This window comes from Achromobacter sp. KK8 (assembly GCF_054188005.1).
In genome coordinates this window covers 2,104,866-2,128,589 of record NZ_CM135178.1, presented here as the reverse complement: position 1 = coordinate 2,128,589, position 23,724 = coordinate 2,104,866, and the positions used below count along the sequence as shown (strand labels likewise).

Annotated in this window: 25 protein-coding genes; 15 read left to right on the top strand and 10 right to left on the bottom strand. The window is 68.1% G+C overall.

All coding sequences use genetic code 11. The features are described from left to right. Nucleotides 1-37 precede the first annotated feature (37 nt). Nucleotides 38-928 carry a segregation and condensation protein A gene (locus ACVN9Z_RS09875; RefSeq protein ID WP_024067627.1) on the bottom strand — a complete coding sequence of 297 codons (891 nt, stop codon included), beginning with the start codon at nucleotides 926-928 and terminating at the stop codon, nucleotides 38-40. Between the two features lie 16 nt (nucleotides 929-944). Continuing rightward, nucleotides 945-1,133, bottom strand: a complete 189-nt coding sequence (locus ACVN9Z_RS09870; RefSeq protein ID WP_006386935.1) for a DUF3460 family protein — start codon at nucleotides 1,131-1,133, stop codon at nucleotides 945-947. A 98-nt stretch (nucleotides 1,134-1,231) separates the two neighbouring features. On the opposite strand from ACVN9Z_RS09870, the gene ACVN9Z_RS09865 reads away from it, so the two are divergent. Both ACVN9Z_RS09865 and glpK read left to right on the top strand, forming a co-directional pair. Further along, entirely contained in the window at nucleotides 1,232-2,686 is a 1,455-nt protein-coding gene (locus tag ACVN9Z_RS09865; protein WP_006386933.1) for a DHA2 family efflux MFS transporter permease subunit, read from the top strand. Continuing rightward, nucleotides 2,673-4,196 (top strand): glycerol kinase GlpK, encoded by a 1,524-nt coding sequence (glpK, locus tag ACVN9Z_RS09860; protein WP_054498460.1) that lies wholly within the window; start codon nucleotides 2,673-2,675, stop codon nucleotides 4,194-4,196. The genes ACVN9Z_RS09865 and glpK overlap by 14 nt, the downstream gene beginning before the upstream one ends. Before the next feature lie 43 nt (nucleotides 4,197-4,239). Here glpK and ACVN9Z_RS09855 read toward each other — a convergent pair whose 3' ends face one another. Together ACVN9Z_RS09855 and ACVN9Z_RS09850 are read right to left on the bottom strand one after the other, a co-directional pair. Then, nucleotides 4,240-4,797: a hypothetical protein gene (locus ACVN9Z_RS09855; protein WP_006386931.1), complete on the bottom strand. Its 558-nt coding sequence runs from the start codon at nucleotides 4,795-4,797 to the stop codon at nucleotides 4,240-4,242. Next, nucleotides 4,797-5,732, bottom strand: a complete 936-nt coding sequence (locus ACVN9Z_RS09850; RefSeq protein WP_006386930.1) for a LysR family transcriptional regulator — start codon at nucleotides 5,730-5,732, stop codon at nucleotides 4,797-4,799. Before ACVN9Z_RS09850 ends, ACVN9Z_RS09855 begins: the two co-directional genes overlap by 1 nt. Before the next feature lie 169 nt (nucleotides 5,733-5,901). Between ACVN9Z_RS09850 and gtdA the strand changes: the two genes are divergently transcribed. From gtdA to ACVN9Z_RS09790, 12 genes are all read left to right on the top strand, one after another. Next, nucleotides 5,902-6,954, top strand: a complete 1,053-nt coding sequence (gene gtdA, locus ACVN9Z_RS09845; protein ID WP_024067625.1) for a gentisate 1,2-dioxygenase — start codon at nucleotides 5,902-5,904, stop codon at nucleotides 6,952-6,954. A gap of 59 nt (nucleotides 6,955-7,013) precedes the next feature. Beyond that, nucleotides 7,014-7,712 (top strand): fumarylacetoacetate hydrolase family protein, encoded by a 699-nt coding sequence (locus ACVN9Z_RS09840; RefSeq protein ID WP_251201316.1) that lies wholly within the window; start codon nucleotides 7,014-7,016, stop codon nucleotides 7,710-7,712. A 12-nt stretch (nucleotides 7,713-7,724) separates the two neighbouring features. After that, complete coding sequence (gene maiA, locus ACVN9Z_RS09835) at nucleotides 7,725-8,363, top strand: maleylacetoacetate isomerase (protein WP_006386926.1); 639 nt, start codon at nucleotides 7,725-7,727, stop codon at nucleotides 8,361-8,363. Continuing rightward, nucleotides 8,360-8,758, top strand: coding sequence for a chorismate mutase (locus ACVN9Z_RS09830; RefSeq protein ID WP_020925342.1), 399 nt, complete (start codon nucleotides 8,360-8,362; stop codon nucleotides 8,756-8,758). The genes maiA and ACVN9Z_RS09830 overlap by 4 nt, the downstream gene beginning before the upstream one ends. Further along, a complete protein-coding gene (locus ACVN9Z_RS09825) occupies nucleotides 8,751-9,755 on the top strand; it encodes a Bug family tripartite tricarboxylate transporter substrate binding protein (protein ID WP_200220802.1) in 1,005 nt (334 codons plus the stop codon). The genes ACVN9Z_RS09830 and ACVN9Z_RS09825 overlap by 8 nt, the downstream gene beginning before the upstream one ends. A gap of 83 nt (nucleotides 9,756-9,838) precedes the next feature. Then, on the top strand, nucleotides 9,839-11,191 hold the full coding sequence (locus ACVN9Z_RS09820; protein ID WP_458213358.1) for an FAD-dependent oxidoreductase: 1,353 nt from the start codon (nucleotides 9,839-9,841) through the stop codon (nucleotides 11,189-11,191). Nucleotides 11,192-11,210: 19 nt separating this feature from the next. After that, nucleotides 11,211-12,431: a 3-hydroxybenzoate 6-monooxygenase gene (locus ACVN9Z_RS09815; RefSeq protein WP_026383618.1), complete on the top strand. Its 1,221-nt coding sequence runs from the start codon at nucleotides 11,211-11,213 to the stop codon at nucleotides 12,429-12,431. Between the two features lie 27 nt (nucleotides 12,432-12,458). Next, nucleotides 12,459-13,634: an ABC transporter substrate-binding protein gene (locus ACVN9Z_RS09810; protein WP_006386919.1), complete on the top strand. Its 1,176-nt coding sequence runs from the start codon at nucleotides 12,459-12,461 to the stop codon at nucleotides 13,632-13,634. A gap of 15 nt (nucleotides 13,635-13,649) precedes the next feature. Beyond that, nucleotides 13,650-14,564 carry a branched-chain amino acid ABC transporter permease gene (locus tag ACVN9Z_RS09805; protein ID WP_006386918.1) on the top strand — a complete coding sequence of 305 codons (915 nt, stop codon included), beginning with the start codon at nucleotides 13,650-13,652 and terminating at the stop codon, nucleotides 14,562-14,564. Between the two features lie 7 nt (nucleotides 14,565-14,571). Then, nucleotides 14,572-15,540, top strand: coding sequence for a branched-chain amino acid ABC transporter permease (locus ACVN9Z_RS09800; RefSeq protein WP_006386917.1), 969 nt, complete (start codon nucleotides 14,572-14,574; stop codon nucleotides 15,538-15,540). Continuing rightward, nucleotides 15,533-16,288, top strand: coding sequence for an ABC transporter ATP-binding protein (locus ACVN9Z_RS09795; protein WP_458213357.1), 756 nt, complete (start codon nucleotides 15,533-15,535; stop codon nucleotides 16,286-16,288). Before ACVN9Z_RS09800 ends, ACVN9Z_RS09795 begins: the two co-directional genes overlap by 8 nt. After that, nucleotides 16,288-16,980, top strand: coding sequence for an ABC transporter ATP-binding protein (locus ACVN9Z_RS09790; protein WP_006386914.1), 693 nt, complete (start codon nucleotides 16,288-16,290; stop codon nucleotides 16,978-16,980). Before ACVN9Z_RS09795 ends, ACVN9Z_RS09790 begins: the two co-directional genes overlap by 1 nt. Before the next feature lie 32 nt (nucleotides 16,981-17,012). On the opposite strand, the gene ACVN9Z_RS09785 is transcribed toward ACVN9Z_RS09790, so the two are convergent. After that, on the bottom strand, nucleotides 17,013-17,375 hold the full coding sequence (locus ACVN9Z_RS09785) for a glyoxalase superfamily protein (protein ID WP_006386913.1): 363 nt from the start codon (nucleotides 17,373-17,375) through the stop codon (nucleotides 17,013-17,015). Nucleotides 17,376-17,460: 85 nt separating this feature from the next. Here ACVN9Z_RS09785 and ACVN9Z_RS09780 point away from each other — a divergent pair, with 85 nt between their 5' ends. After that, nucleotides 17,461-17,820, top strand: a complete 360-nt coding sequence (locus tag ACVN9Z_RS09780) for a hypothetical protein (RefSeq protein ID WP_006386912.1) — start codon at nucleotides 17,461-17,463, stop codon at nucleotides 17,818-17,820. A gap of 134 nt (nucleotides 17,821-17,954) precedes the next feature. Here ACVN9Z_RS09780 and ACVN9Z_RS09775 read toward each other — a convergent pair whose 3' ends face one another. The 5 genes from ACVN9Z_RS09775 to ACVN9Z_RS09755 form a co-directional block, all read right to left on the bottom strand. Then, entirely contained in the window at nucleotides 17,955-18,971 is a 1,017-nt protein-coding gene (locus ACVN9Z_RS09775; RefSeq protein WP_006386911.1) for a Bug family tripartite tricarboxylate transporter substrate binding protein, read from the bottom strand. A 268-nt stretch (nucleotides 18,972-19,239) separates the two neighbouring features. After that, the gene (locus ACVN9Z_RS09770) at nucleotides 19,240-19,980 is read right to left on the bottom strand and encodes an amino acid ABC transporter ATP-binding protein (RefSeq protein ID WP_006386910.1); all 741 of its coding nucleotides are present in this window, start codon (nucleotides 19,978-19,980) and stop codon (nucleotides 19,240-19,242) included. A 60-nt stretch (nucleotides 19,981-20,040) separates the two neighbouring features. Continuing rightward, on the bottom strand, nucleotides 20,041-21,144 hold the full coding sequence (locus ACVN9Z_RS09765) for an amino acid ABC transporter permease (RefSeq protein WP_006386909.1): 1,104 nt from the start codon (nucleotides 21,142-21,144) through the stop codon (nucleotides 20,041-20,043). Nucleotide 21,145: 1 nt separating this feature from the next. Then, nucleotides 21,146-22,336 carry an amino acid ABC transporter permease gene (locus tag ACVN9Z_RS09760; protein WP_054483562.1) on the bottom strand — a complete coding sequence of 397 codons (1,191 nt, stop codon included), beginning with the start codon at nucleotides 22,334-22,336 and terminating at the stop codon, nucleotides 21,146-21,148. 127 nt (nucleotides 22,337-22,463) lie between these two features. Then, on the bottom strand, nucleotides 22,464-23,480 hold the full coding sequence (locus tag ACVN9Z_RS09755) for an amino acid ABC transporter substrate-binding protein (RefSeq protein WP_054448530.1): 1,017 nt from the start codon (nucleotides 23,478-23,480) through the stop codon (nucleotides 22,464-22,466). Nucleotides 23,481-23,724 lie beyond the last annotated feature (244 nt).

The window sequence follows — 23,724 nt, the reverse complement described above, 5'->3', positions numbered from 1 at the left end:
TCTCCGGGGTTGGGCGCACAGCCCGGGGGGAATCGGATCAGGCCGCGACCGCCGCGACGCTGGTGTAGGCCAGGCGCACGTAGATGGGCGCGTAGGGCTCGGCCTGGGTGATTTCCAGCAGCGACTCGCGCGCCAGTTCCAGCATGGCGATGAAGTGCACCACCACCACCGCGGCCGGCGCGCCTTCGCGCACCCGTTCCATGAACAGGTCGCCGAACTCCATGAAGCGCACGTCGTTCAGGCGCCGCAGGATATGCGTCATGTGATCGCGCACCGACAGCTGTTCGCGGGTGATGTGATGGTGCTGGTTGAGCTTGGCCCGCTTCATGATGTCGGCCCACGCGGCGCGCAGGTCGTCCACGCTGACGTCGGGCAGCATGCGCTCGACGCTCAGGTCGGCGACCGCGTGGCTGCTGACGAAGTCGCGGCCCAGCTGCGGCATGGCGTCGAGCTTCTGCGCGGCCAGCTTCATCTGTTCGTACTCGAGCAGGCGGCGCACCAGTTCGGCGCGCGGATCCTCGGGCTCTTCGCCGGTGTCGGTCTTCTTGACCGGCAGCAGCATGCGCGACTTGATCTCGATCAGCATGGCCGCCATCAGCAGGTATTCGGCGGCCAGTTCCAGGTTGTGGATGCGGATCTGCTCCACGTACGACAGGTACTGCCGGGTGACATCCGCCATGGGGATGTCCAGCACGTTGAAGTTCTGCTTGCGGATCAGGTACAGCAGCAGGTCCAGCGGCCCCTCGAAGGCCTCCAGGAACACCTCGAGCGCGTCCGGCGGGATGTACAGGTCCGTCGGCATCTGGAACAGCGGCTCGCCGTACAGGCGCGCGAAGGCGACGCTGTCAACGGTATCGGGCGTGCTGTCGACGGGCGGTTCCACTAGCGCGGCCAGGGCGTCGCCCGGGACGGAGGGGTTGTGGGCCATGGCTGCCGCAACGGTATCAGTCGGCCTGATACACGTACGGCTTTTGCGGCACGCGGGCCGCGCGGAAGCCTTCCAGCAGTTCCGCGTCCTGCGGCTTGTCCCAGAGACGGGCGCGGCCTTCACGCTGGCGCTCTTCGGTGCCAGGATGCGACTGCTTGTAGTCTTTCAGGAACTTGGTGATCTCGGATTCGTAGTTGGTCGCCATGGCACCAATTTCAGTGGGTTTCGGATGCCGCCAGTTTACTGCACCCGGGGCCGAGACCCGGCGTTACAATCTTCCAGGTCCCTCCGCCCTCCTCCGCCATGTCCGCAGAATCAGCAGCCGCAGCCAATCCCGCTCCTCCCTCGACCCCGGACGCGGCACGCGCGGCGCGCATGATTCCCTTCATCGTCGGCTGCGCGCTGTTCATGCAGATGCTGGACGCGACCGTGGTGGCGACCGCCCTGCCGGCCATGGCCCGGGCCCTGGGATCGACCCCGGTGCGGCTGAACGTGGCCATCACCTCCTACCTGCTGTCGGTGGCCGTGTTCGTGCCCGTCAGCGGCTGGGCCGCCGACCGCTACGGCGCGCGCCGCGTCTTCATCGCCGCCATCGGCCTGTTCACACTCAGTTCCGTGGCCTGCGCCCTGTCGCAGGACCTGCCGCAACTGGTCATCTCCCGCGTGGTGCAGGGCATGGCCGGGGCCATGATGGTGCCGGTGGGCCGCATCATCCTGCTGCGCACCGTGCCCAAGCAGGACCTGCTCAAAGCCATGTCGTTCCTGTCGATCCCGGCACTGCTGGGGCCGGTGATCGGGCCGCCGCTGGGCGGTTTCATGGTCACCTACATGTCGTGGCACTGGATCTTCCTGATCAACATCCCCATCGGCGTGCTCGGCATCGCGCTGGTGCTGCGCTACGTGGCCGAGATCAAGGAAGAATCGGCGCCGCGACTGGACTGGCTCGGCTTCCTGCTCAGCGCCGTGTGCCTGGCGACCCTGGTCAGCGGCTTCGAGGCCATCGGCCGCGACGTGATGCCGCTGCCGCTGCTGCTGGGCCTGATCGCGGTCGGCATCGCCTGCGGCCTGCTCTATGGCTGGCACGCGCGCCGCACCGAGCATCCCATCATCGACCTGGCGCTGATGCGCATCCCGACCTTCGCCATCTCGACGCTGGGCGGCAACCTGTGCCGCTTCGCGGTCGGCGCCACGCCCTTCCTGCTGGCCATGCTGCTGCAGGTGGGCTTCGGCCTGTCGCCGTTCTCGGCCGGCCTGATCACCTTCGCCAGCGCCGCCGGCGCGCTGCTGATGAAATTCGTCGCCACGCCCATCGTCAGGCATTTCGGCTTTCGCCGCGTGCTGACGGTGAACGCGGTGCTGACCGGCGCCTTCATCGTGGTCTGCGCCACGTTCACGCCGTCCACCCCGGTCTGGCTGATGATCGCCATCCTGCTGATCGGCGGCTTCTTCCGCTCGCTGCAGTTCACCGGCGTAAATACGCTAACCTATGCCGACATACCCCCGGCCAGGATGAGCCGCGCCAGCAGCTTCGCCGCCATGGCGCAGCAACTGGGCATCAGCCTGGGCGTGGGCGTGGCCGCGGTGACCCTGAACATCAGCATGACCCTGCGCGGGGCCGAAACGCTGGCGGTCGGCGACGTGATCGCCGGCTTCATCGTCATCGGCCTGATGTGCGCGGCTTCGGTCTTCTCCTTTAGACGCCTCGACCCGCTGGCCGGGGCACACCTGAACGGCGCCAAGAACAGTGACGACGAATGAATTTATCCTGGCCCTGGACCAGGGCACGACCAGCTCCCGCGCCATCGTGTTCGATCGCGACGGCGTGGTGCGCGGCATCGGCCAACGTGAATTCCGCCAGCACTACCCGCGGCCGGGCTGGGTCGAGCACGACCCCGGCGAAATCTGGCACAGCCAGCTGGACGTGGCGCGCGAGGCCTTGCGCAACGCCGCCGCCAGCGCCGCCGACGTAGCCGCCATCGGCATCACCAACCAGCGCGAAACCACCCTGATCTGGGAGCGCGCCAGCGGCCGCCCGCTGGCCCGCGCCATCGTCTGGCAGGACCGCCGCACCGCGCCCATGTGCGACCAGCTGCGCCAGGACGGCCACGCCGACTTCCTGCAATCGCGCACCGGGCTGGTGCTGGACGCCTATTTCTCGGGCACCAAGCTGGCCTGGCTGCTGGATCACGTGCCCGGCGCGCGCCAGAAGGCCGAGCGCGGCGAACTGGCCTTCGGCACCGTCGACACCTGGCTGATCTGGCAGTTGACCGGCGGCGCGGTGCACAGCACCGACCCCAGCAACGCCTCGCGCACCATGCTGTTCGACCTGCATACGCAGGACTGGAACGACGAAATCCTGGCGCTGCTCAACATCCCGCGTAGCGTGCTGCCATCCATCGCGCCCAGCAGCGCGGTGGTGGGCGAAGCCCTGCCCGAATGGCTGGGCGGCTCCATTCCCATCGCCGGCGTGGCCGGCGACCAGCAGGCCGCCACCTTCGGCCAGGCCTGCTTTGCGCCCGGCATGGCCAAGAACACCTACGGCACCGGCTGCTTCATGCTGATGAACGTGGGCGACAAACCGGTGCAGTCGCGCAACCACCTGCTGTCCACCGTCGGCTGGGGCATGCCCACCGCGGGCCAGGACGGTTGGCGTGCGGCCTACATGCTGGAAGGCGGCGTGTTTGTCGCCGGCGCCGCGGTGCAATGGCTGCGCGACGGCCTGGGCATCATCCAGCGCTCCGAGGAAATCGAATCGCTGGCCGCCAGCGTGGCCGACACCGACGACGTCTTCATGGTGCCGGCCTTCGCCGGCCTGGGCGCGCCGCACTGGGACCCCTACGCCCGCGGCACATTGGTCGGCCTGACGCGCGGCACCACCCGCGCCCACATCGCCCGCGCCACGCTCGAATCCATCGCGCTGCAGAGCGCCGAACTGCTGACCTGCATGAACGGCGACAGCGGCATCGCGCTGACCGAGCTTCGCGTGGACGGCGGCGCCGCCCGCAACGACCTGCTGATGCAGATGCAGGCCGACCTGCTGGGCGTGCCGGTGGTGCGCCCGCGGGTGCCGGAATCGACCGCGCTGGGCGCGGCCGGGCTGGCCGGCCTGGCGGTCGGCTTCTGGTCGGGGCAGGACGAGTTCGCCTCCAAGTGGCAGGCCGAGCGCACCTTCGAACCGGCCTGGCCGGACTCGGTGCGCGAGGCCCGCATGCGGCGCTGGCGCCAGGCGGTGGAACTGTCCAAGGGCTGGTCCAACACGGCCAAGTGATGGCCGGCCGGGCGGTCCTCGCCTCGCCCGCGCCAACGGCGGCTCACGGCCGCCGCGCCTGCGCCTGCATCACCCGCAACGCCATGCGATAGCCGGCGAACAGATAGAACGCATTGCTGTTCATCAGCAGCCACGCGCCGGCGCCGCCCAGCAGCGCGACCACCGGGCCGACCGCGCGCATGTCGCCCTGCGACCAGGCGATCAGGCCCAGCGCGCCGGCAGTGGCCAACGCCAGCGCGGTGCGCTTGAGCAGCACCAGCCCCAGGCTGTAGCCGCCCATGAACGCCACCACGCCGATCGCCAGCGCCAAGGCCGTGACGGCGCAGGCCAGCACCAGCGCGAAGGCGGCCAGGGCCGGCCCGGCCGGCCGCAGCAGCAGGCTCAACAGGCCGATGCCGACACCGATGCCGCCGACCATCGTCAATACGGCCAGCGCCAGCGGCGACCACAGCCCCGGCGGCGCGGCGCGCGCATCCATCTCGGCGACGAAGCGGTGCATGGCCGCTGACGTGTCCGGCGCGCCCGCCTCGTCCCGCAGCGCCGCCTCCAGCCGGCGGCATTGCGCGATCAGCGCATTCAGTCCGGGCCCGGATGGCGCCATTACAGCCTCGTCACGCCCGGCGCGTGTTCCGCCACCGTGTTGCGCAGCGCGGCCATCGCCTCCTGCACGGCGGTCGGCCTGAATGCGTCCTCGCGCCAGTACATGGCCACCGAGCCGAAGCCCGACAGGCGCACCGGGATGATGCGCATCGCCTTCATCTGCGTGAAGCGCAGCGCGGCGCGATGCGAGGCCACGCCGATCATGTCGCTGTTGTTGATCAGGGTGAGGTTGATGGTGACCGAATTGGATTCGACGTGATCGGCCGGCGGCGCCTGGCCGGCCGCCGCCAGCGCGGCGTCGACCGCGTTGCGGATCGGCGTGCCCTTGGGCCACAGGATCCAGCGGTACGACAGCAGTTCGGGCCAGCCAGGCTGCTCCAGCGCGAACAGGGGATGGCGCGGCCGCGCCACCAGGTGGATCGGCTCCAGGTACAGGGCCTCGAAGCGGATGGCCGGATCATGATGCTCGGGCGCCGAGCGGCCCACCACGATGTCCAGGTCGCCCTGCGCCAGTTGCGCCAGCAGGCGGTCGGTGGTGCCCTCCACCAGCTTCACGCGGGCCTGCGGCATGCGTTCGAGCAGCTTCATCACCGCCAGCGGCACCGTGTCCGACGCGGACGCGCCCGAGGCGCCGATCACCACCCGTCCGCCGCCGCCCTCGCGCAGCGCGGCCATGTCGGCGCTGGCGCGGTCCAGTTGCGCCTCGACCCGCTGCGCGTGCGCGATCAGCACGTCGCCATGCGGCGTGGGCCGCAGGCCGCGCGCATGGCGCTCGAACAGCGGCAGGCCGATGTCGTCCTCCAGATCCTTCAGCCATTTCGACAACCCCGGCTGGGTCGTGTTGAGCATCGCGGCCGAGTGGCTGATGTTGCGGGTCTGGGCCAGGCTGAGCAGCATTTTCAGGTTGCGCAGGCGCAACCGGTGAGTCCAGTCCATGGAGTCCCCTTTGGTCTCTTATCCATATAGTTATTGGTATGGATAATAAGATAATTTCATTTCAAAACACATAGCTCGTTACGCATAATCGTCTCCATATCAGGCCCCGCCGCGCCCGCCGCGTCGGGCCCACAGAAGCCGGCCCCGACGCTGGCCCCAGGAGACAGACATGCCCGACGGTCATCCCCCCGGCGCGGATCGCGCCGCCTATTACGCGCGCATCGCCCAGAAGCACATGGCCCCGCTGTGGGAGTCGCTGCACAACCTGGTGCCGCGCCAGCCCGCGCCGCGCTGCGTGCCAGCGATCTGGAAATACGACGAGGTGCGCGACGACGTGCTGGCCTCGGGCTCGCTCATCACCGCCGAGGAAGCCGTGCGGCGCGTGCTGATCCTGGAGAACCCGGGCCTGCCCGGCCAGGCCAGCATCACGCAGAGCCTGTACGCCGGCCTGCAACTGATCCTGCCGGGCGAGATCGCGCCCAGCCACCGCCACACCCAGTCGGCCCTGCGTTTCATCGTCGAAGGCCGCGGCGCCTACACCGCCGTCAACGGCGAGCGCACCACCATGCATCCGGGCGACTTCATCATCACGCCGTCCTGGACCTGGCACGACCACGGCAACGCCGAGACCGTCGACGGCGGCGAACCGGTGGTCTGGCTGGATGGCCTGGACATCCCGCTGCTGCGCTTCCTGGACGCCGGCTTCGCCGAGAACTATCCGTCCGCCACCCAGCCGGTCACGCGTCCCGAAGGCGACAGCATGGCGCGCTACGGCCACAACATGGCGCCGGTGCGCCACCGCGCCACCAGCGGCACCTCGCCGATCTTCAACTATCCCTACGAGCGCAGCCGCGAGGCGCTGGACGCGCTCTACCGCCATGGCGAGCTGGACCCCTGGGACGGCGTCAAGCTGCGCTACCTGAACCCGGCCACGGGCGGCTACCCCATGCCCACCATGGCCACCTTCATGCAGCTGCTGCCGGCCGGCTTCCAGGGCAAGGTCTATCGCAGCACCGATTCCACCGTCTACAGCGTGGTGGAAGGCCGCGGCATCGCCCGCGTCGGCGACGCCGAATTCCATTTCGGCCCGCGCGACGTGTTCGTGGCGCCGTCGTGGCAGCCGGTGCAGCTGGCGGCGCTGGAAGACGCCACTCTGTTCAGCTATTCCGACCGCCCGGTGCAGGACGCGCTGGGCCTGTGGCGCGAAGAACGCACCGCCTGAAGCGGGCGGGCCGCGGCGCCCGCCCTCCCCCTTTCCGTTCCGCCTTCAAAGGTTGATTCATGTCTTACGTGTTTGCTCCCGCCGACCCCGTCGCCGTGCCCGTCGCCGGCAGCCCGGATCGCTTCCCCGTGCGCCGCGTCTATTGCGTCGGCCGCAACTACGCCGCCCACGCCCGCGAGATGGGCTTCGATCCCGACCGCGAACCGCCCTTCTTCTTCTGCAAGCCGGCCGACGCCGTGGTGCCGGTGGCGCCGGACGCCACGCTGACGCTGCCCTATCCGTCCGAGACCGCCAACTTCCACTATGAAATCGAACTGGTGGCGGCCATCGGCAAGGGCGGCGCCAACATCGCGGTCGACGCCGCGCTGGAACACGTGTGGGGCTACGCCGTCGGCCTGGACATGACGCGCCGCGACCTGCAGATGAAGATGCGCGAAGCCGGCCGCCCGTGGGAACTGGGCAAGGCCTTCGACCAGAGCGCGCCGATCGGCCCGCTGGTGCCCGCCGCGCAGGCCGGCGACATCCACCGCGCCGGCATCTGGCTGCAGGTCAACGGCGCCGACAAGCAGCGCAGCGACATCGGCAAGCTGATCTGGTCGGTGGCCGAGACCATCGCCTACCTGTCCCGGTACTTCCGCCTGGAAGCCGGCGATCTGATCTATACCGGCACGCCCGAAGGCGTGGGCCCGGTGGTGCGCGGCGACACGATGGTCGGCGGCGTCGACGGCCTGGGCACGCTGAGCGTGCGGATCGCCTGAGGAAGCCCGCCCATGCAACTGCACAGCTTCTTCAACAGCTCCACCTCGTATCGCGTGCGCATCGCGCTGGCGCTCAAGGGCCTGCCGGTCGACATCGTGCCGGTGAACCTGCGCAAACAGGAGCAGCGCGCCGCCGACTACGTGGCGCGGAACCCGTCGGCCGGCGTGCCGCTGCTCACGGAAGGCGATTTCCAGCTGTCGCAATCGCTCGCCATCATCGACTACCTGGACGCTACGCACCCCGAGCCGCGCCTGATCCCGGCCGCGCCGCGCGAACGCGCGCGGGTGCTGGAACTGGCCAACGCCATCGCCTGCGACATCCACCCGGTCAACAACATGCGCATCCTGCGCTACCTGCAGGAAGAACTGGGCGCCACCGAGGCGCAGAAGAACGCCTGGTACCACCACTGGATCCGCGAAGGCCTGACCGCGGTCGAGGCGCTGCTGGCGCGCCATGGCGGCGGCGCCTATTGCTTCGGCGACGCGCCGACGCTGGCGGACTGCTGCGTGGTGCCGCAGGTGGCAAATGCCCAGCGCATGGGCTGCGACCTGTCGGCCTATCCGCGCCTGCTCGGCGTGTACGACCACTGCCTTGCGCAGCCGGCCTTCCAGCAGGCCGCGCCCGGCAACCAACCGGACTACATCAAGTGACCTCGCAAGCATCCCCGGGCCAGGAGCCCGACACCCAGGGCGCGCCGCTGCGCGAATACACCGATCCGGCCTACCGCCCGCTGTGCGCCAACCTGGCCGAGGTGCGCGCCAACATCGACCGCCTGGACGACCAGATCGTGCGCCTGATGGCCGAACGCGCCATGTACGTGAAGGATGCCGCGCGCTTCAAGCGCGACGCCTTCCAGGTCAGCGCGCCGGCGCGCCAGGCCGAGGTGTTCGAAAAAGTGCGGCGCCTGGCCGAGCGCCACAACCAGGGCTTCGAGAACCTGGACCAGGTGGTGGACGCGGCCTACCGCGCCATGGTGGCGGCCTTCATCGCCAACGAACAGACCTATTTCAACAATATGAAGATCGCGGGAGACAAGCATGCATAAGTCCTCAACCCTGGCGCGGGCGCGCACCGTCGCGGCGCGCGCGCTGGCGCTGGGGCTGATCGCGCTGGCGCCGTTGGGCCCGGCGCAGGCCGCCGACGCCTGGCCGTCGCAGCCGCTCAAGGCGCTGGTGCCGTTCGGTCCGGGATCCAGCCCCGACCAGGTGGCGCGCATCGTCGGCGAGAAGGCCGGCGCCATCCTCGGCCAGACCGTGGTGGTGGAGAACAAGCCGGGCGCCAGCGGCAACATCGGCACCTTCGCCATCGCCAACGCCAAGCCCGACGGCTACACCTTCGGCGTCTCGATCACCGGCCCGCTGGTGAACAACACGCTGCTGTTCGACAAGCTGCCCTACGCCCCCGCCACCGACCTGTCGCCGCTGACGCTGGCGGTGCACCAGCCGAACGTGCTGGTGGTGCCGGCCAACTCCGGCATCGACAACGTCGGCCAGTTGCTGGAAGCCCTCAAGAAGAACCCCGACAAGTACAACTTCCCCTCGCCCGGCGCCGGCACCGTTTCGCACCTGGCGGTGGAACTGCTGCTGCAGCGGATCGGCGCGCGCGCCACGCACGTGCCGTATCCGTCGTCGCCGGCCGCGCTGACCTCGCTGCTGTCGGGCGACACGCAGTTCGCCGCGCTGCCGCCGATCGCCGTCATGAGCATGGTCAAGGACGGCCGGCTGAAGGCGCTGGCCGTGACCTCGTCCAGGCGCTCCACGCTGCTGCCCGAGATCCCCACGCTGGCTGAAGTCGGCGTGCCCGGCATCGAGGGCTCGGCCTGGATCGGTTTCGTGATCTCGTCCAAGGTGCCTGCCGACATCCAGAAGAAGCTGTCGGACGCCTTGATCCAGGCGATCCGCGACCCCGAGGTGGTCAAGCGCCTACAGGCACAGTTCATGGACCCGGTCGGCGGCACGCCGGCCGAGTTCCGCGCCTACATGGACGATGAGCTCAAGCGCTGGGAACCGCTGATCACCAAGCTCGGCATCAAGGGCCAATAAGAAGGCCTGTGAACGGGCGGCCTCGCCGCCCGGCATTTCGCAACACAGCACGCAGTCAAGCAGGACAAGCAAGGAGACAAGGCATGACCCTCACCGAACCCGCCCGCCAGGTGCCGCTCTACGGCGAATACGACGTCGTCGTGCTGGGCGGCGGCCCCGCCGGCATCCTGGCGGCCGCCAGCGCCGCCCGCAACGGCGCCAGCGTGCTGCTGGTGGAACGCTATGGCTTTCTCGGCGGCATGGGCACGGCGGCGGGCGTCTCCAACTTCTGCGGCCTGCACGCCAATGTGCGCGGCGCCATCCGCCAGGTGGTGCATGGCATGACCGATGAACTGCTGGACCGCATGCGCGCGCTGGACGGCCTGAACGACCCGCACCTGATCCTGGGCAAGATCCACGCCCAGGCCTACGACATCGCCGCCTTCAAGTGCGCGGCCGACGGCATGGTGCAGGACAGCGGCGCACAAATCCTGTTCCACGCATTGGCCACCGGCCTGGCGCGCGACGCCGCCGGCAACGTCGACGCACTGTTCCTGGAGACCAAGTCCGGCCGCTTCGCGGTGCGCGGCAAGGTCTTCATCGACTGCTCGGGCGACGCCGACATCGCGCAATGGGGCGGCCTGCCGTTCGAAAAGGGCGACGCGCAGGGCCACATGCTCTACCCCACGCTGATGTTCAAGGTCGGCAACGTCGATGGCGCCCGCGCCCAGGAGGCCTGGAAGACCATCCCGCAGTTGATGGACCAGGCCGCCGCCAGCGGCGAATTCACCTTCCCGCGGCGCGGCGCCATCGTGCGGCCGCAAAAGCATGACTACGAATGGCGCGTCAACGTCACCCAGCTGGCCAACGCCGACGGCAGCGCGGCCGACGGCACCGACGCCGCCTCGCTCTCGGCCGGCGAGCTGGAAGGCCGCCGCCAGATCACCGAATACCTGAAGTTCCTGCGCGCCAAGGTGCCGGGCTTTGAGAACGCCTATGTGCTCGACATCGCGCCGCAGCTGGGCATCCGCGAGACCCGCCGCATCATCGGCGAGGCCATGCTGACCAAGGAAGACGTGCTGGGCTGCGCCGACTTCGAGGACAGCATCGGCGTGAACGGCTGGCCGCTGGAAATGCACACCGCCGGGGACGTGCAATGGCTGTGGCCGCCGATTCCGGAATCGCGCGGCTACAACCAGCTGCCGTTCCGCATGATGGTGCCGCGCCGCGGCCCGGGCGTGGCCGCCAACGTGCTGGTGGCCGGACGCTGCGCGTCGATGACGCACGAAGGCCAGTCGGCCGCGCGCGTCAGCGGCAGCTGCTTCGTCATGGGCGAGGCCGCCGGCACCGCGGCCGCCATGGCGCTGCGCGACGGCCACGCGCCTGCCGACGTGCCCGTGGCGGCGCTGCAGGCGCAACTGCAACGGCAAGGCGCCTTCCTCGGCCGCCAAGAGTGAACACGCAAGGAACCACGCAATGAACGCAACCCCCGCAAAGAACCCGCCCCAATCCGTCATCGTCGTGGGCGGCGGCATCGGCGGCCTGGCCGCGGCGCTGGCGCTGACGCGCCAGGGCATCGCGGTGCAGTTGCTGGAGCAGGCCGCGCACATCGGCGAGATCGGCGCCGGCATCCAGCTCGGCCCCAACGCCTTCGCCGCGCTCGATGCGCTGGGCGTGGGCCCCACGGCGCGCCAGCGCGCGGTCTTCACCGACCACATCATCATGATGGACGCGGTCGACGCGCGCGAAGTGGTGCGCATCGACACCGGCGCCGCCTTCCGCGAGCGTTTCGGCGGCCCCTACGCCGTGATCCACCGCGCCGACATCCACCTGTCCATCCTGGAAGCGGTGCAGCAGAACCCGCTGATCCGCTTTCGCACCTCGACCCAGATCGCCAGCGTCAAGCAGGACGAAAAACGCGTCGAGGTCACCGACACCGAAGGCAACCGCTACCAGGCCGACGCGGTGATCGGCGCCGACGGCGTCAAGTCGGTGATCCGCGAGCACCTGATCGGCGATCCGCCGCGCGTGACCGGCCACGTGGTCTACCGCGCCGTGGTCGAGCGCGACAACATGCCCGAGGAACTGCGCATCAACGCGCCGGTGCTGTGGGCCGGCCCGCACTGCCACCTGGTGCACTACCCGTTGCGCGGCGGCCAGCAATACAACCTGGTGGTGACCTTCCACAGCCGCGAACAGGAACAATGGGGCGTGCGCGAAGGCAGCAAGGAAGAGGTGCTGTCGTACTTCCAGGGCATCCACCCGCGCCCGCACCAGATGCTGGACCGCCCCACCTCCTGGAAGCGCTGGGCCACCGCCGACCGCGAGCCGGTCGAACAGTGGGGCCAGGGGCGCGTCACGATCCTGGGCGACGCCGCCCATCCCATGACGCAGTACATGGCCCAGGGCGCCTGCATGGCGCTGGAAGACGCGGTGACCTTGGGCGAGGCCGTCAAGCGCTGCGACCACGACCTGCAAGCCGCCTTCCGGCTGTACGAATCGGTGCGCATCCCGCGCAGCGCGCGCGTGGTCTGGTCGACCCGCGAAATGGGCAGGCTCTATCACGCGCGCGGTGTCGAACGCACCGTGCGCAACATGCTGTGGACCGGCCGCGGCCAGTCCCAGTTCTACGACGCGTTGCAGTGGCTCTACGGCTGGAAGGTGGAGAACTGTCTCGCGGGACCCATCCAGCCATAAAAAAAGCAGGCACAGGAGGAGACAACCATGACGACACGCATCACCCGCGGCGGCGCCGCGCTGCTGCTGGCACTGGCCGCCGGCGGCGTCCAGGCGCAGCAGAAACCCGTGGACATCGGCTTCATCGGCACGCTGTCCACCCCCGCCGGCTACATCGGCGAGGACGAACGCGACGCCTTCATGCTGGCGGTCAAGGAAGGCGGCGGCAAGCTGGGCGGGGTGCCGGTCAACGTGCGGGTCGAGGACGACGCGCTCAAGCCCGCCAACGCCAAGCAGATCGCCGACAAGATGGTGCAGGGCGGCGTGCGCCTCTTTACCGGCATCAATTTCTCCAACGTCATGGCCGCGGTCGGGCCGACCGTGCTCAACGCCGGCGGCTTCTACGTCAGCCTGAACGCCGGCCCCTCCAACTATGCCGGCAAGGCCTGCAACCCCAACTATTTCTCGGTGGCGTTCCAGAACGACTCGTACGCCGACACCGCCGGCATCGCCGCCAACGAACTGGGCGCCAAGCGCATCGTCGTCATGGCGCCCAACTACCAGGCCGGGCGCGACGCCGTGGCCGGCTTCAAGCGCACCTACAAGGGCGAGATCGCCGACGAGATCTACACCAAGCTCGAACAGGCCGACTTCTCGGTCGAGCTGGCGCGCATCCGCTCGCTCAACCCGGACGCCATCTTCCAGTTCCATCCGGGTGGCGCCGGCATCAACCTGACCAAGCAGTTCGCCAACTCCGGCCTGGCCGACAAGATCAAGATGATCACGCCCATCTACTCGATGGACGAACGCATGCTGGCCGCCACCGGCAACGCCGGCAAGGGCTTCTACCTGAGTTCGCTGTGGAGCGCCGACCTGGACAATCCGCAGAACAAGCACTTCGTCGAAGCCTTCACCAAGGCCTACAACCGCGCGCCCACCGCCTATGCGGCCCAGGCCTACGACACCGCCAACCTGATCGGCTCGGGCCTGAAGGCCGTGGGCGGCGATATCACCGGCAAGGCCGACGCCTTCCGCGAGGCGCTGCGCCGCGCCGATTTCCCCAGCGTGCGCGGCAAGTTCAAGTTCGGCCCCAACCAGCACCCGGTCCAGGACTGGTACCTGCTGCACATCGAGTCCGGGCCCGATGGCAAGCTGGTCTACAAGAACCTCAAGGTGATCGCCCGCGACCATACCGACGTGCACGCGGCCGACTGCAAGATGTAGCCTCCGGAGCCCGCCATGCTGATGTTCCTGGAACAGGTCCTGAACGGCCTGCAGTACAGCGCGCTGCTGTTCCTGTTGTCGGCCGGCCTGACGCTGGTGTTCGGCATCATGAACGTCATCAACCTGACGCACGGCTCGTTCTACATGGTGGGCGCGTTCTGCGCCGCCAGCGCGGCGGCGGCCACCGGCTCGTTCTTCGCGGCGTTGCTGGCCGCGTTGGCCGGCGCCGCGCTGTACGGGCTGGTGGTGGAGCTGCTGGTGATCCGCCATCTCTACCGCCGCGACCACCTGGACCAGGTGCTGGCCACGCTCGGGCTGACGCTGTTCACCAACGAGCTGGTCACGGTGCTGTTCGGCCGCAGCCCGCCGTTCATGGACATCCCGCCGTTCCTGGCCGGCTCGGTGGCGCTGCTGCCCGGCCTGAACTATCCGGTGATGCGGCTGGCCTTCATCGGCGCCGGCGTGCTGGTGGCGCTGGGCCTGTGGCTGCTGATCTCGCGCACCCGCGTCGGCATGCTGGTGCGCGCCGGCGCCGACGACGGCGAGATGGTGGACGCGCTGGGCGTGAACATCCAGCGTCTGTTCACCCTGATCTTCACGCTCGGCGCGCTGCTGTGCGGCTTCGCCGGCGTCATGGCGGCGCCGCTGCTGGCGGTGGAGATCGGCATGGGCGAACGCATCCTCATCACCACTTTCGTCGTCATCGTGGTCGGCGGCGTGGGCTCGGTGCGCGGCGCGCTGGCCGGTTCGCTGATGATCGGCATGACCGACGCGCTGGGCCGCGCCTACATCCCCTTCTGGATGTCGCGCCTGCTGCCGCCGCAGCTGTCGGACTCGGCCAGTTCCAGCCTGGTCTCGGCCAGCATCTACATCCTGATGGCCATCGTGCTGCTGTTCAAGCCGCGCGGCCTCGTGCCGGCGACTCGCTAGGAAACCCATGAGCCGAAAAACCCTCGTAAACCTGGCCGGGCTGGCGCTGTTCGCGCTGGTGCCGGCGCTGGCCTCGGCCACCGGCGAAGCCTTCCTGGTCAACCTGATGACCCGCTTCCTGATCTACGCCATCGCCGCCGTCAGCCTCGACCTGATCCTGGGCTACGGCGCCATGGTCAGCTTCGGCCACGCGGCCTTCTTCGGCCTGGGCGGCTACGTGATCGGCATCGCCGGCTACCACTTCGCGCAGGGCGACACGCTGTTCGGCTGGAGCGGCAGCCAGGCCGCGCTGGTCATGTGGCCGCTGGCCGTGGCTTGCGCCGCGCTGGCCGGGCTGGTGGTGGGCTTCCTGTCGCTGCGCACCGCGGGCGTGCAGTTCATCATGATCACGCTGGCCTTCGGCCAGATGCTGTACTTCATCCTGGTGGGGCTGGTGGTCTACGGCGGCGACGACGGCCTGTCGATCGACGCGCGCAACACGCTGCCCGGCCTGGATCTGAACGGACCGGTCACGTTCTACTACGTCTGCCTGGCGCTGCTGGCGGCATGGGTATTCCTGTGCCGGCGCATCGTCAACTCGCCCTTCGGCATGGCGCTGCAGAGCCTGCGGCAGAATCCGCGCCGCAGCACCGGGCTGGGCCTGGCGCCGCTGCGCTACCGCCTGACCGCCTTCGTGCTGTCGGCCGCCGGCGCCGGCCTGGCCGGCGCGCTGTGGGCCAACTACGCGCTGTTCGTCAGCCCCGACATGGCCGGCTGGCAGAAGTCCGGCGAGCTGATGGCCATGGTGATCCTGGGCGGCATGGGCTCGATCTTCGGGCCGGTGCTGGGCGTGGCCGTCTACCTGGGGCTGGAGCAACTGGCCACCGCCTGGACCGAGCACTGGATGCTGATCCTCGGCCCCGTGCTGGTGCTGGTGGTGCTGTTCGGCAAGCGCGGGGTCTATGGCTGGCTGACGGGAGGCGCGCACCATGACTGAACCGGCCAAGCTCGCCATCGAGGGCCTGCGGAAAGCCTTTGGCGCGGTCCGCGCCACCCAGGGCGTCGACCTGCAACTGCGGCCCGGCGAACTGCATGCATTGATCGGCCCCAACGGCGCCGGCAAGACCACGCTGCTGTCGCAGATCAGCGGCGAGATCCTGCCCGACGCCGGCCGCATCCTGCTCGACGGCCGCGACATCACCCGCCTGCCCGCGCACAAGCGGCCGGCGGCCGGGCTGGCGCGCTCGTTCCAGATCAGCCAGCTGTACCCGCAGTTCACCGCCGAAGACAACGTCGCCATGGCGGTGCAGGCGCGCAGCCCCGGCGGCTTCAACCTGTGGCGCAATGCGCGCCGCATGGCGCGCCTGCGCGAGCCGGCGCGCGCGGCCTTGGCTCGCGTGGGCCTGGCCGACCGCGCCGGCGTGCGCGTGTCGGCCCTGGCCCATGGCGAAAAACGGCAGCTGGAACTGGCCATGGCGCTATCGCTGGACGCCTCCGTGCTGTTGCTGGACGAACCCATGGCGGGCTTGGGCGCCGAGGAATCGCAGCGCATGACCGACCTGCTGCGCGAACTGAAAGGCCAGTACGCCATCCTGCTTGTCGAACACGACATGGACGCGGTGTTCGCGCTGGCCGACCGCATCACCGTGCTGGTCTACGGCAAGACCATCTTCACCGGCACGCCCGACGAGGTGCGCCGCCACCCCGACGTGCGCGCCGCCTATCTGGGCGAGGAGGAAGACTGATGCTGCAAGTCGCGCAACTGCAGGCCGGCTACGGCGCCAGCAAGGTGCTGTTCGGCGTCGACCTGGACATCGCGCCGCGCCAGGTGGTGTCGCTGATCGGCCGCAACGGCATGGGCAAGACCACCACCGTCAAGACGCTGATGGGCATGCTGCCGGCGCAGGGCGGCCAGGTGCTGCTGGACGGCCAGCCCATCACAGGCCTGGCGCCGCACCGCATTGCCCGGCTCGGCATCGGCCTGGTGCCCGAGGGCCGGCGTGTGTTCGGTTCGCTGTCGGTCGAGGAGAACCTGGTCGCCACCGCGCGCCAGGCCCGCCCCGGCTGGCACATCGATCGCGTGTTCGAGCTGTTTCCGCGCCTGAAGGAACGGCGCGGCCAGTCGGCCCGCACCCTGTCGGGCGGGGAACAGCAGATGCTAGCGGTGGGCCGCGCGCTGTTGATCAACCCGCGCCTGCTGATCCTGGACGAAGCCACCGAGGGCCTGGCGCCGCTGATCCGCCACGAGATCTGGAACTGCCTGCGGCGCCTGAAGGACGAAGGCCAGACCATCCTGGTGATCGACAAGAATCTGAAGGAAATGGCCACGCTGGTCGACCGCCACCACGTGCTGGAAAAAGGCCGGGTGGCCTGGCAGGGCACGCCCGCCGAACTGGCCGCGCAACCCGAACTGGCCCAGCGCTACCTGGGCGTGTGAGGCGCGCGGCCCTGGCCGCGGGGTTGACGGGCTCAGTCGCTCGATTCGCAGAAGGTCAGGCGGTTGCCGAACGGGTCGGTCACCTTCAGCAGCCGGCCCCAGGGCGCGTCCTCGACGCCGGGCCGCGCGTAGCCGTATTGCTTGCCGATCAGCTCGGCCTGGTAATCGTCGACGCCGGTGGCGCGCACGAAGATGGCCGCGCCCGGCGTGGCATCGCCGTAGTGCTCGCTCAGGTGCAGCACCAGCTCGCCGCGATGCACCTGCGCGTACAGCGGCAGGCCCGGTTCGAAGCGGTGTTCCCAGTCCCACTCGAAGCCGAGGAAATCCAGGTAGAACTCGCGCGCCTTGTCGACCGAAAAGATGCGCAGGATGGGAATGGCGGGGGACAAATGCATGATTCTGGCCTTAGTATGCGAGGGGTCGCGCCCGCGGACTTCCGAGCGTGCGCGCATCCCGCCAGCATAGATCAAACCGGTTGCCATGCCCGACGCCCAAGCCGCATCCTGGAAACACCTGCCTGCGCCGAAGAAGCGCGCCGCGCTGCCCTTTGAGGCCACCTACACGGCCGACCAGTACGCCCGTCTGCGGCAGGGCCGCATCCCGCGGGAAATGGAAGACAAGTGGTTCATCTATCTCGACGATGGCGTGCTGCGCTTTCATCGCAGCTGGACCGGCATCTGGATCTACGCGCTGCGGCTGGACGCCGCGGGCGACCAATGGCGCGCGCATGACGCCTGGGTCAACCGCGAGGCCGACCAGTACGGCTGCACCGACCTGGAAACCGACCGCAAGCTGCTGGCGCGGCTGGTGGACGGCCTGCTGGCCGCGCCGCGCGAATGATCGAACCGCGCGAATGAAGCGTGGATGCCGCCATCGCGCCGCCCAAAGGATACGCAGGGGGATGCGCCGCCCGACGGACAGGGGCGGCGTCAGGCCTGGCGCGTGCCCGACGGGACGCGCCAGACACGCCCGCCTCAGTTCAGGCTGGCGCCGGAGATCTTCACGATCTCCTGGTACTTGGCCTTTTCGTTCTTGACGAACTCGGCGAAGGCTTCGGGCGTCATGGGAGGCGCTTCCGAACCCATCGTCAGCAGGCGCTGCTTGACGTCGGGCTGCTGCATCGCTTCCGAGTAGGCCTTGTTCAGCTTGGCCACCACCGGCGCCGGCGTGCCACCGGTCGTGAAGACGCCGAACCAGGTGCCCAGGTCGAAGCCCTTGATGCCCGACTCTTCCACCGTCGGCACGTCGGCCAGCAGCGACGAACGCTTGGCGGTGGTCACGGCCAGCGCCTTCACCTTGCCGTCCTTGATCAGCGGCGCCGAGGCCGCCAGGTTGTCGAACATGAAGTCCGACTGGCCCGACAGCAGCGCCAATTGCGCCGGGGCCGCGCCCTGGTAGGGAATGTGCTCGACGTTGATGCCGGCGCGCGCCTTGAGCAGCTCGCCCGACAGGTGGCCAGCGCTGCCGTTGCCGCCCGAACCGTAGTTCAGCTTGCCCGGATTCTTCTTGGCGTACTCGATCAGGTCCGACAGCTTCTCGATCTTGTTCTTGGCGGCAAATTCGACGTTCATCACCAGCACGTTCGGCACCGACGCCACGATGGTGACCGGGGCGAAATCCTTCACCGGGTCATAGGGCAGGTTGGCGAACAGCCAGGGGTTGATGGCGTGGGTCGCGACGGCGCCCATCACCAGCGTGTAGCCGTCGGCCGGGGCCTTGGCCACCAGGTCGGCGCCAATGTTGCCGCCGGCGCCCGAGCGGTTTTCCACCACGACGGGTTGGCCGAGCGAGCCGCGCACCTTCTCGGCCAGCATGCGGGCCATGGTGTCGAGCGGGCCGCCGGGCGGGTAAGGCACCACGAAGCGCAGCGGCTTGGTGGGGAAATCGGTGGTCTGGGCCAGCGCGGGCGCGCCCAGGGTCAGCGTGGCGGCCAGGGCCGCGGCGCCGCCCAGCAGGACGCGGCGCATGGCGCCGCGGGGGGTCTGTTTCATCTGGTTTGCTCCTCTCATTGCATCGATGGCGGTCGGTAGCATACCGCAGCGGGGTGAACGGCGTAACAAAGGGATACCAGGAGAACCGAGCGCTTTTCCCGTGAACGGCGCGCCCCGGCCGACTGGAAACAACGTGCGCCGGCCACCCCGGCGTGCTCGGCGCCTTCCCTTTCGCGCCGCCTCGCCAACGGCCGGCGCCCAAAGAAAAGCCGCCTTCCAGGGAAGGCGGCTTCGGATCCGGGCGCGGCGGGCCGGAGCCCGCCCGGCCTCAATGCAGGATCTGGCTCAGGAACAGCTTGGTGCGCTCGTTCTGCGGATTGTCGAAGAACTCGTCCGGGCTGTTCTGTTCGATGATCTCGCCGCGGTCCATGAAGATGACGCGGTTGGCGACCTTGCGCGCGAAGCCCATTTCATGGGTCACGCACAGCATCGTCATGCCGCTCTCCTGGGCCAGGTTGACCATCACGTCCAGCACTTCCTTGACCATTTCCGGGTCCAGCGCCGAGGTCGGCTCATCGAACAGCATGATCTTGGGGCTCATGCACAGCGAACGGGCGATGGCCACGCGCTGCTGCTGGCCGCCCGAGAGCTGGCCGGGGAATTTCTTGGCCTGGTCCGGGATGCGCACGCGCTCCAGGTATTTCATGGCCGTGGCCTCGGCTTCGGCGCGCGGCTTCTTCAAGACCCACATCGGGCCCAGCGTCAGGTTCTCCAGCACCGTCAGGTGCGGGAACAGGTTGAAGTGCTGGAACACCATGCCGACGTCCTTGCGGATGGTCTCGATGTGCTTGAGGTCGTTGGTGAGCTCAGTGCCGTCCACGATGATGTGGCCTTTCTGGTGCTCTTCGAGCCGGTTGATGCAGCGGATCATGGTGGACTTGCCCGAGCCCGACGGCCCGCACACCACGATGCGCTCACCCGGCGCCACGTCCAGGTTGATGTTGCGCAGCACGTGGAACTGGCCGTACCACTTGTTCACGTCCTGCAGTCGAATGATGGCATCAGACATGCCTGTACTCCCGTAAATATCGCATTGCGGGTCCGCCGGTGGCGGACCCGCGGCAAGGTTCTAGCGTGCGTGGCCCGTGGCCAGGCGTTTTTCCAGCGCCTGGCTGTATTTGGACATGGAGAAGCAGAAGACGAAGTAGATCAGCGAGATGAACAGATACGCCTCCACCCCGAATCCGCGCCATGCCGCGTCGGACAGGGCCGCCTTGGCCGCCAGCGTCAGGTCGAAGATGCCGATGATCACCACCAGCGACGTGTCCTTGAACAGCGCGATGAAGATGCTGACCAGCGGCGGGATCACGATCTTGAGCGCCTGCGGCAGGATGATCTTGCGCATCTGCTGCCAGTAGTTCAGGCCGAGCGAGTCGGCGCCTTCGTACTGGCCCTTGGGGATCGCCTGCAGGCCGCCGCGCACCGTTTCGGCGATGTACGCGGCCGCGAACATGATGATCGCGATCTGCGCGCGCAGCAGCTTGTCGATGGAGAACCCTTCCGGCAGGAACAGCGGCAGCATCACCGACGACATGAACAGCAGGCTGATCAGCGGCACGCCGCGGATCAGCTCGATGTACACGACGCACAGCGCCTTGATGGCCGGCATCTTCGAGCGCCGGCCCAGGGCCAGCAGCACGCCGATCGGGAAGGCGAAGGCGATGCCGAACGTCGACAGGATCAACGTCAGCGGCAGGCCGCCCCAGCGCGCGTTCTCGACGTAGGTCAGGCCCAGCACGCCGCCCCACATCAGGATCGCCACGGCGGTCAGGCCGACGGTCCAGATGATGGCGAGCTTCCAGTTCCAGAAACGGCGGATGCCGCTGCACACGATCACCGCGACCAGGATGATGGTCGCGATCAGCGGCCGCCATTGCTCGTCGTACGGATAGGTGCCGAACAGGATCAGCCGGTGCTTTTCGATGATGAAGGCCCAGCAGGCCCCGCCCACCGAGGCGCGGCATTCCTGCGCGTTGGCGGCGGTGAAGTTGGCCTTGATGAAGGCCCACTCGACCAGCGCCGGCACCGACATCAACAGGAACCACGCCAGCAGCACCGTGATCAGGATGTTCAGCGGCGAGGAAAACAGGCGCGAGCGCAGCCACGCCCACGCGCCGACATGGGTCTTGGGCGGCGGCAGCCCTTCGCTGGGGGTATGCGTAGTGCTGCTCATATCAACGCTCCACCAGCGCAATGCGCTTGTTGTACCAGTTCATGAAGATCGAGATCGACAGGCTGACCGTGAGGTACGCGCCCATGATGATGAGAATGCCCTCGATGGCCTGCCCGGTCTGGTTCAGCGTGGTGTTGACCACCGACACGATGTCCGGATAGCCGATGGCCACGGCCAGCGAGCTGTTCTTGGTGAGGTTGAGGAACTGGCTGGTCATCGGCGGGATGATCACGCGCAGCGCCTGCGGCAGCACCACCAGGCGCAGCACCTGCTTGCGGCGCAGGCCCAGAGCCCCGGCCGCTTCCCATTGGCCATTGTTGACCGCCTGGATGCCCGAGCGCACCACTTCGGCGATGAAGGCCGAGGTGTAGATCACCAGGCCCGCCAGCAGCGCGGCGAACTCCGGCGACAGCGTCAGGCCGCCGCTGAAGTTGAAGCCCTTCAGTTCCGGCATGTCCAGCGTCAGCGAAGCGCCGCTGACCAGCCAGCCCACGATCGGCAAGCCGATCAGCAGGCCGATGGCGGCGCGGCCCAGCGGGAACACGTGGCCGGTGGCTTCCTGACGCTTCTTGCCCCAGTGGCCCAGGAACAGGATGGCGACGATGGCCAGGCCCAGGCCGGCCAGCATCCAGTCGAGCGAGTTGCCCTCCAGCGCCGGCACCTTCAGGCCGCGGTTGGAGATGAACACGCCCGGCAGCGGGTTGTGCGCCTGGCGCGGGCCGGGCATGTTCTCGGTGATCAGCGCATACCAGAAGAACAGCTGCAGCAGCAGCGGCACGTTGCGCATCACTTCGACGTAGACCGAGGTGATTTTGGCGACGAGCCAGTTCTTGGACAGCCGGCCGACGCCGATCAGCGTGCCGAGGATGGTCGCCAGCACGATGCCGAGCACGGCCACGCGCAGCGTGTTGAGCAGGCCCACCCAGATGGCGCGGCCATACGTGTCGGCGGGGGTATACGCGATGGGCGTTTCGCCGATGGCGAAGCCGGCCTCGCGTTGCAGGAAACCGAAGCCCGTGGCGATGTTGCGCACGGACAGGTTGTGAAGCGTGTTTGAAACCAGGAACCACACCGCCAGGGCGACGGCGGCCAGTGCGATCACTTGATAGACCACGGCGCGCACGCCGGGATCGTTCCAGTTCAGACGCCGGGGGGGTGCCGAAATCGGGGCGTTTTTATTGGGAGTCGTCATGAATGAATCTACAGAAGTCGGACACCGGGCAGCGGGGGCCTTGCGGCCCGCGCCGTCCACTCCTGCCGCCCGCTCGAAGGCGGGCTAGGCATGGCACGCGTCGCGCGCCATGCCGGGCAGCCGTGTGTTAGCGCACCGGCCAGCCGTACATCAAGCCACCTTGCTTGTAGCTGGCGTTCAGGCCGCGGTCCAGCTTCATCGCGCTGCTCTTGCCGAGCGTGGCTTCGAAGCTTTCGCCGTAGTTGCCGACCTGCTTGATGATGTTATAGCCCCACTTGTCGTCCACGCCCAGGTTCTTGCCCATGCCGGGGGTCACGCCCAGGATGCGCTGGATGTTGGGGTTGGTGCTCTTGGTCATTTCATCGACGTTCTTGGACGTGATGCCGTATTCCTCGGCTTCCAGCATCGCGTTCAGCGACCAGCGGACCACGTTGAACCACTGCTCGTCGCCCTGGCGCACCATGGGGCCCAGCGGCTCCTTGGAGAAGTCTTCCGGCAGGATGATGTACTTGTCCGGATTCTCCAGCGTGGTGCGGGTCGAGGCCAGCTGCGACTTGTCGGTCGTGAAGGCATCGCAACGGCCGGCCGAGAAGGCGCGGATGATTTCGTCGTACTTGTCGATCACGACGGGCTTGAATTCGATCTTCTGGCCACGGAACCAGTCGGCCAGGTTCAGCTCGGTGGTGGTGCCCGGCTGCACGCAGATGGTGGCGCCGTTCAGTTCCTTGGCGCTCTTGACGTTCAGGTCCTTGGAGACCATGACGCCCTGGCTGTCGTAGTAGTTCACGCCCACGCCGATCAGGCCCAGGGTGGTGTCGCGCGTCAGCGTGACGGTGGTATTGCGGGTCAGCACGTCCACCTCGCCCGATTGCAGGGCGGTGAAGCGCTGCTGCGTGTTCAGCGGCGTGACCTTGAACTTGCTGGCGTCGCCGAACATGGTGGCGGCGACGGCGCGGCACAGGTCCACGTCCAGGCCCTTGTATTCACCCTTGCTGTCCGCGATCGAGAATCCCGGAATGCCGGTCGAAACGCCGCATTGGACAAACCCTTTTTTCTTGACGTTATCGAAGGTCGCACCCGCATTGGCAGCCGCGGATGCAGCGAACAGGGCGGCGCCAATGGCAGCGAGTTTCAGTACTTTCATCGTGATCTCCGTAGGGGTGTAGCGAAGCCGAACGCAAGGCCGGGTTGGGCTTTACGCATGGGGCGGATGGTAGCGTCCGCAAAGCGGCCTCCGCATCCGGGAATTCCCTTGAAATATAGGGACACTGGATGAAATCAAACGGGGTTTTGAGATAAAAACGGGGACACTATTCCTGCCCTATAAACGTGTCCGGGCGGTCACTTCGTCCGATTCATTTCCGTCACATCGGGACACTTTTTCCGTC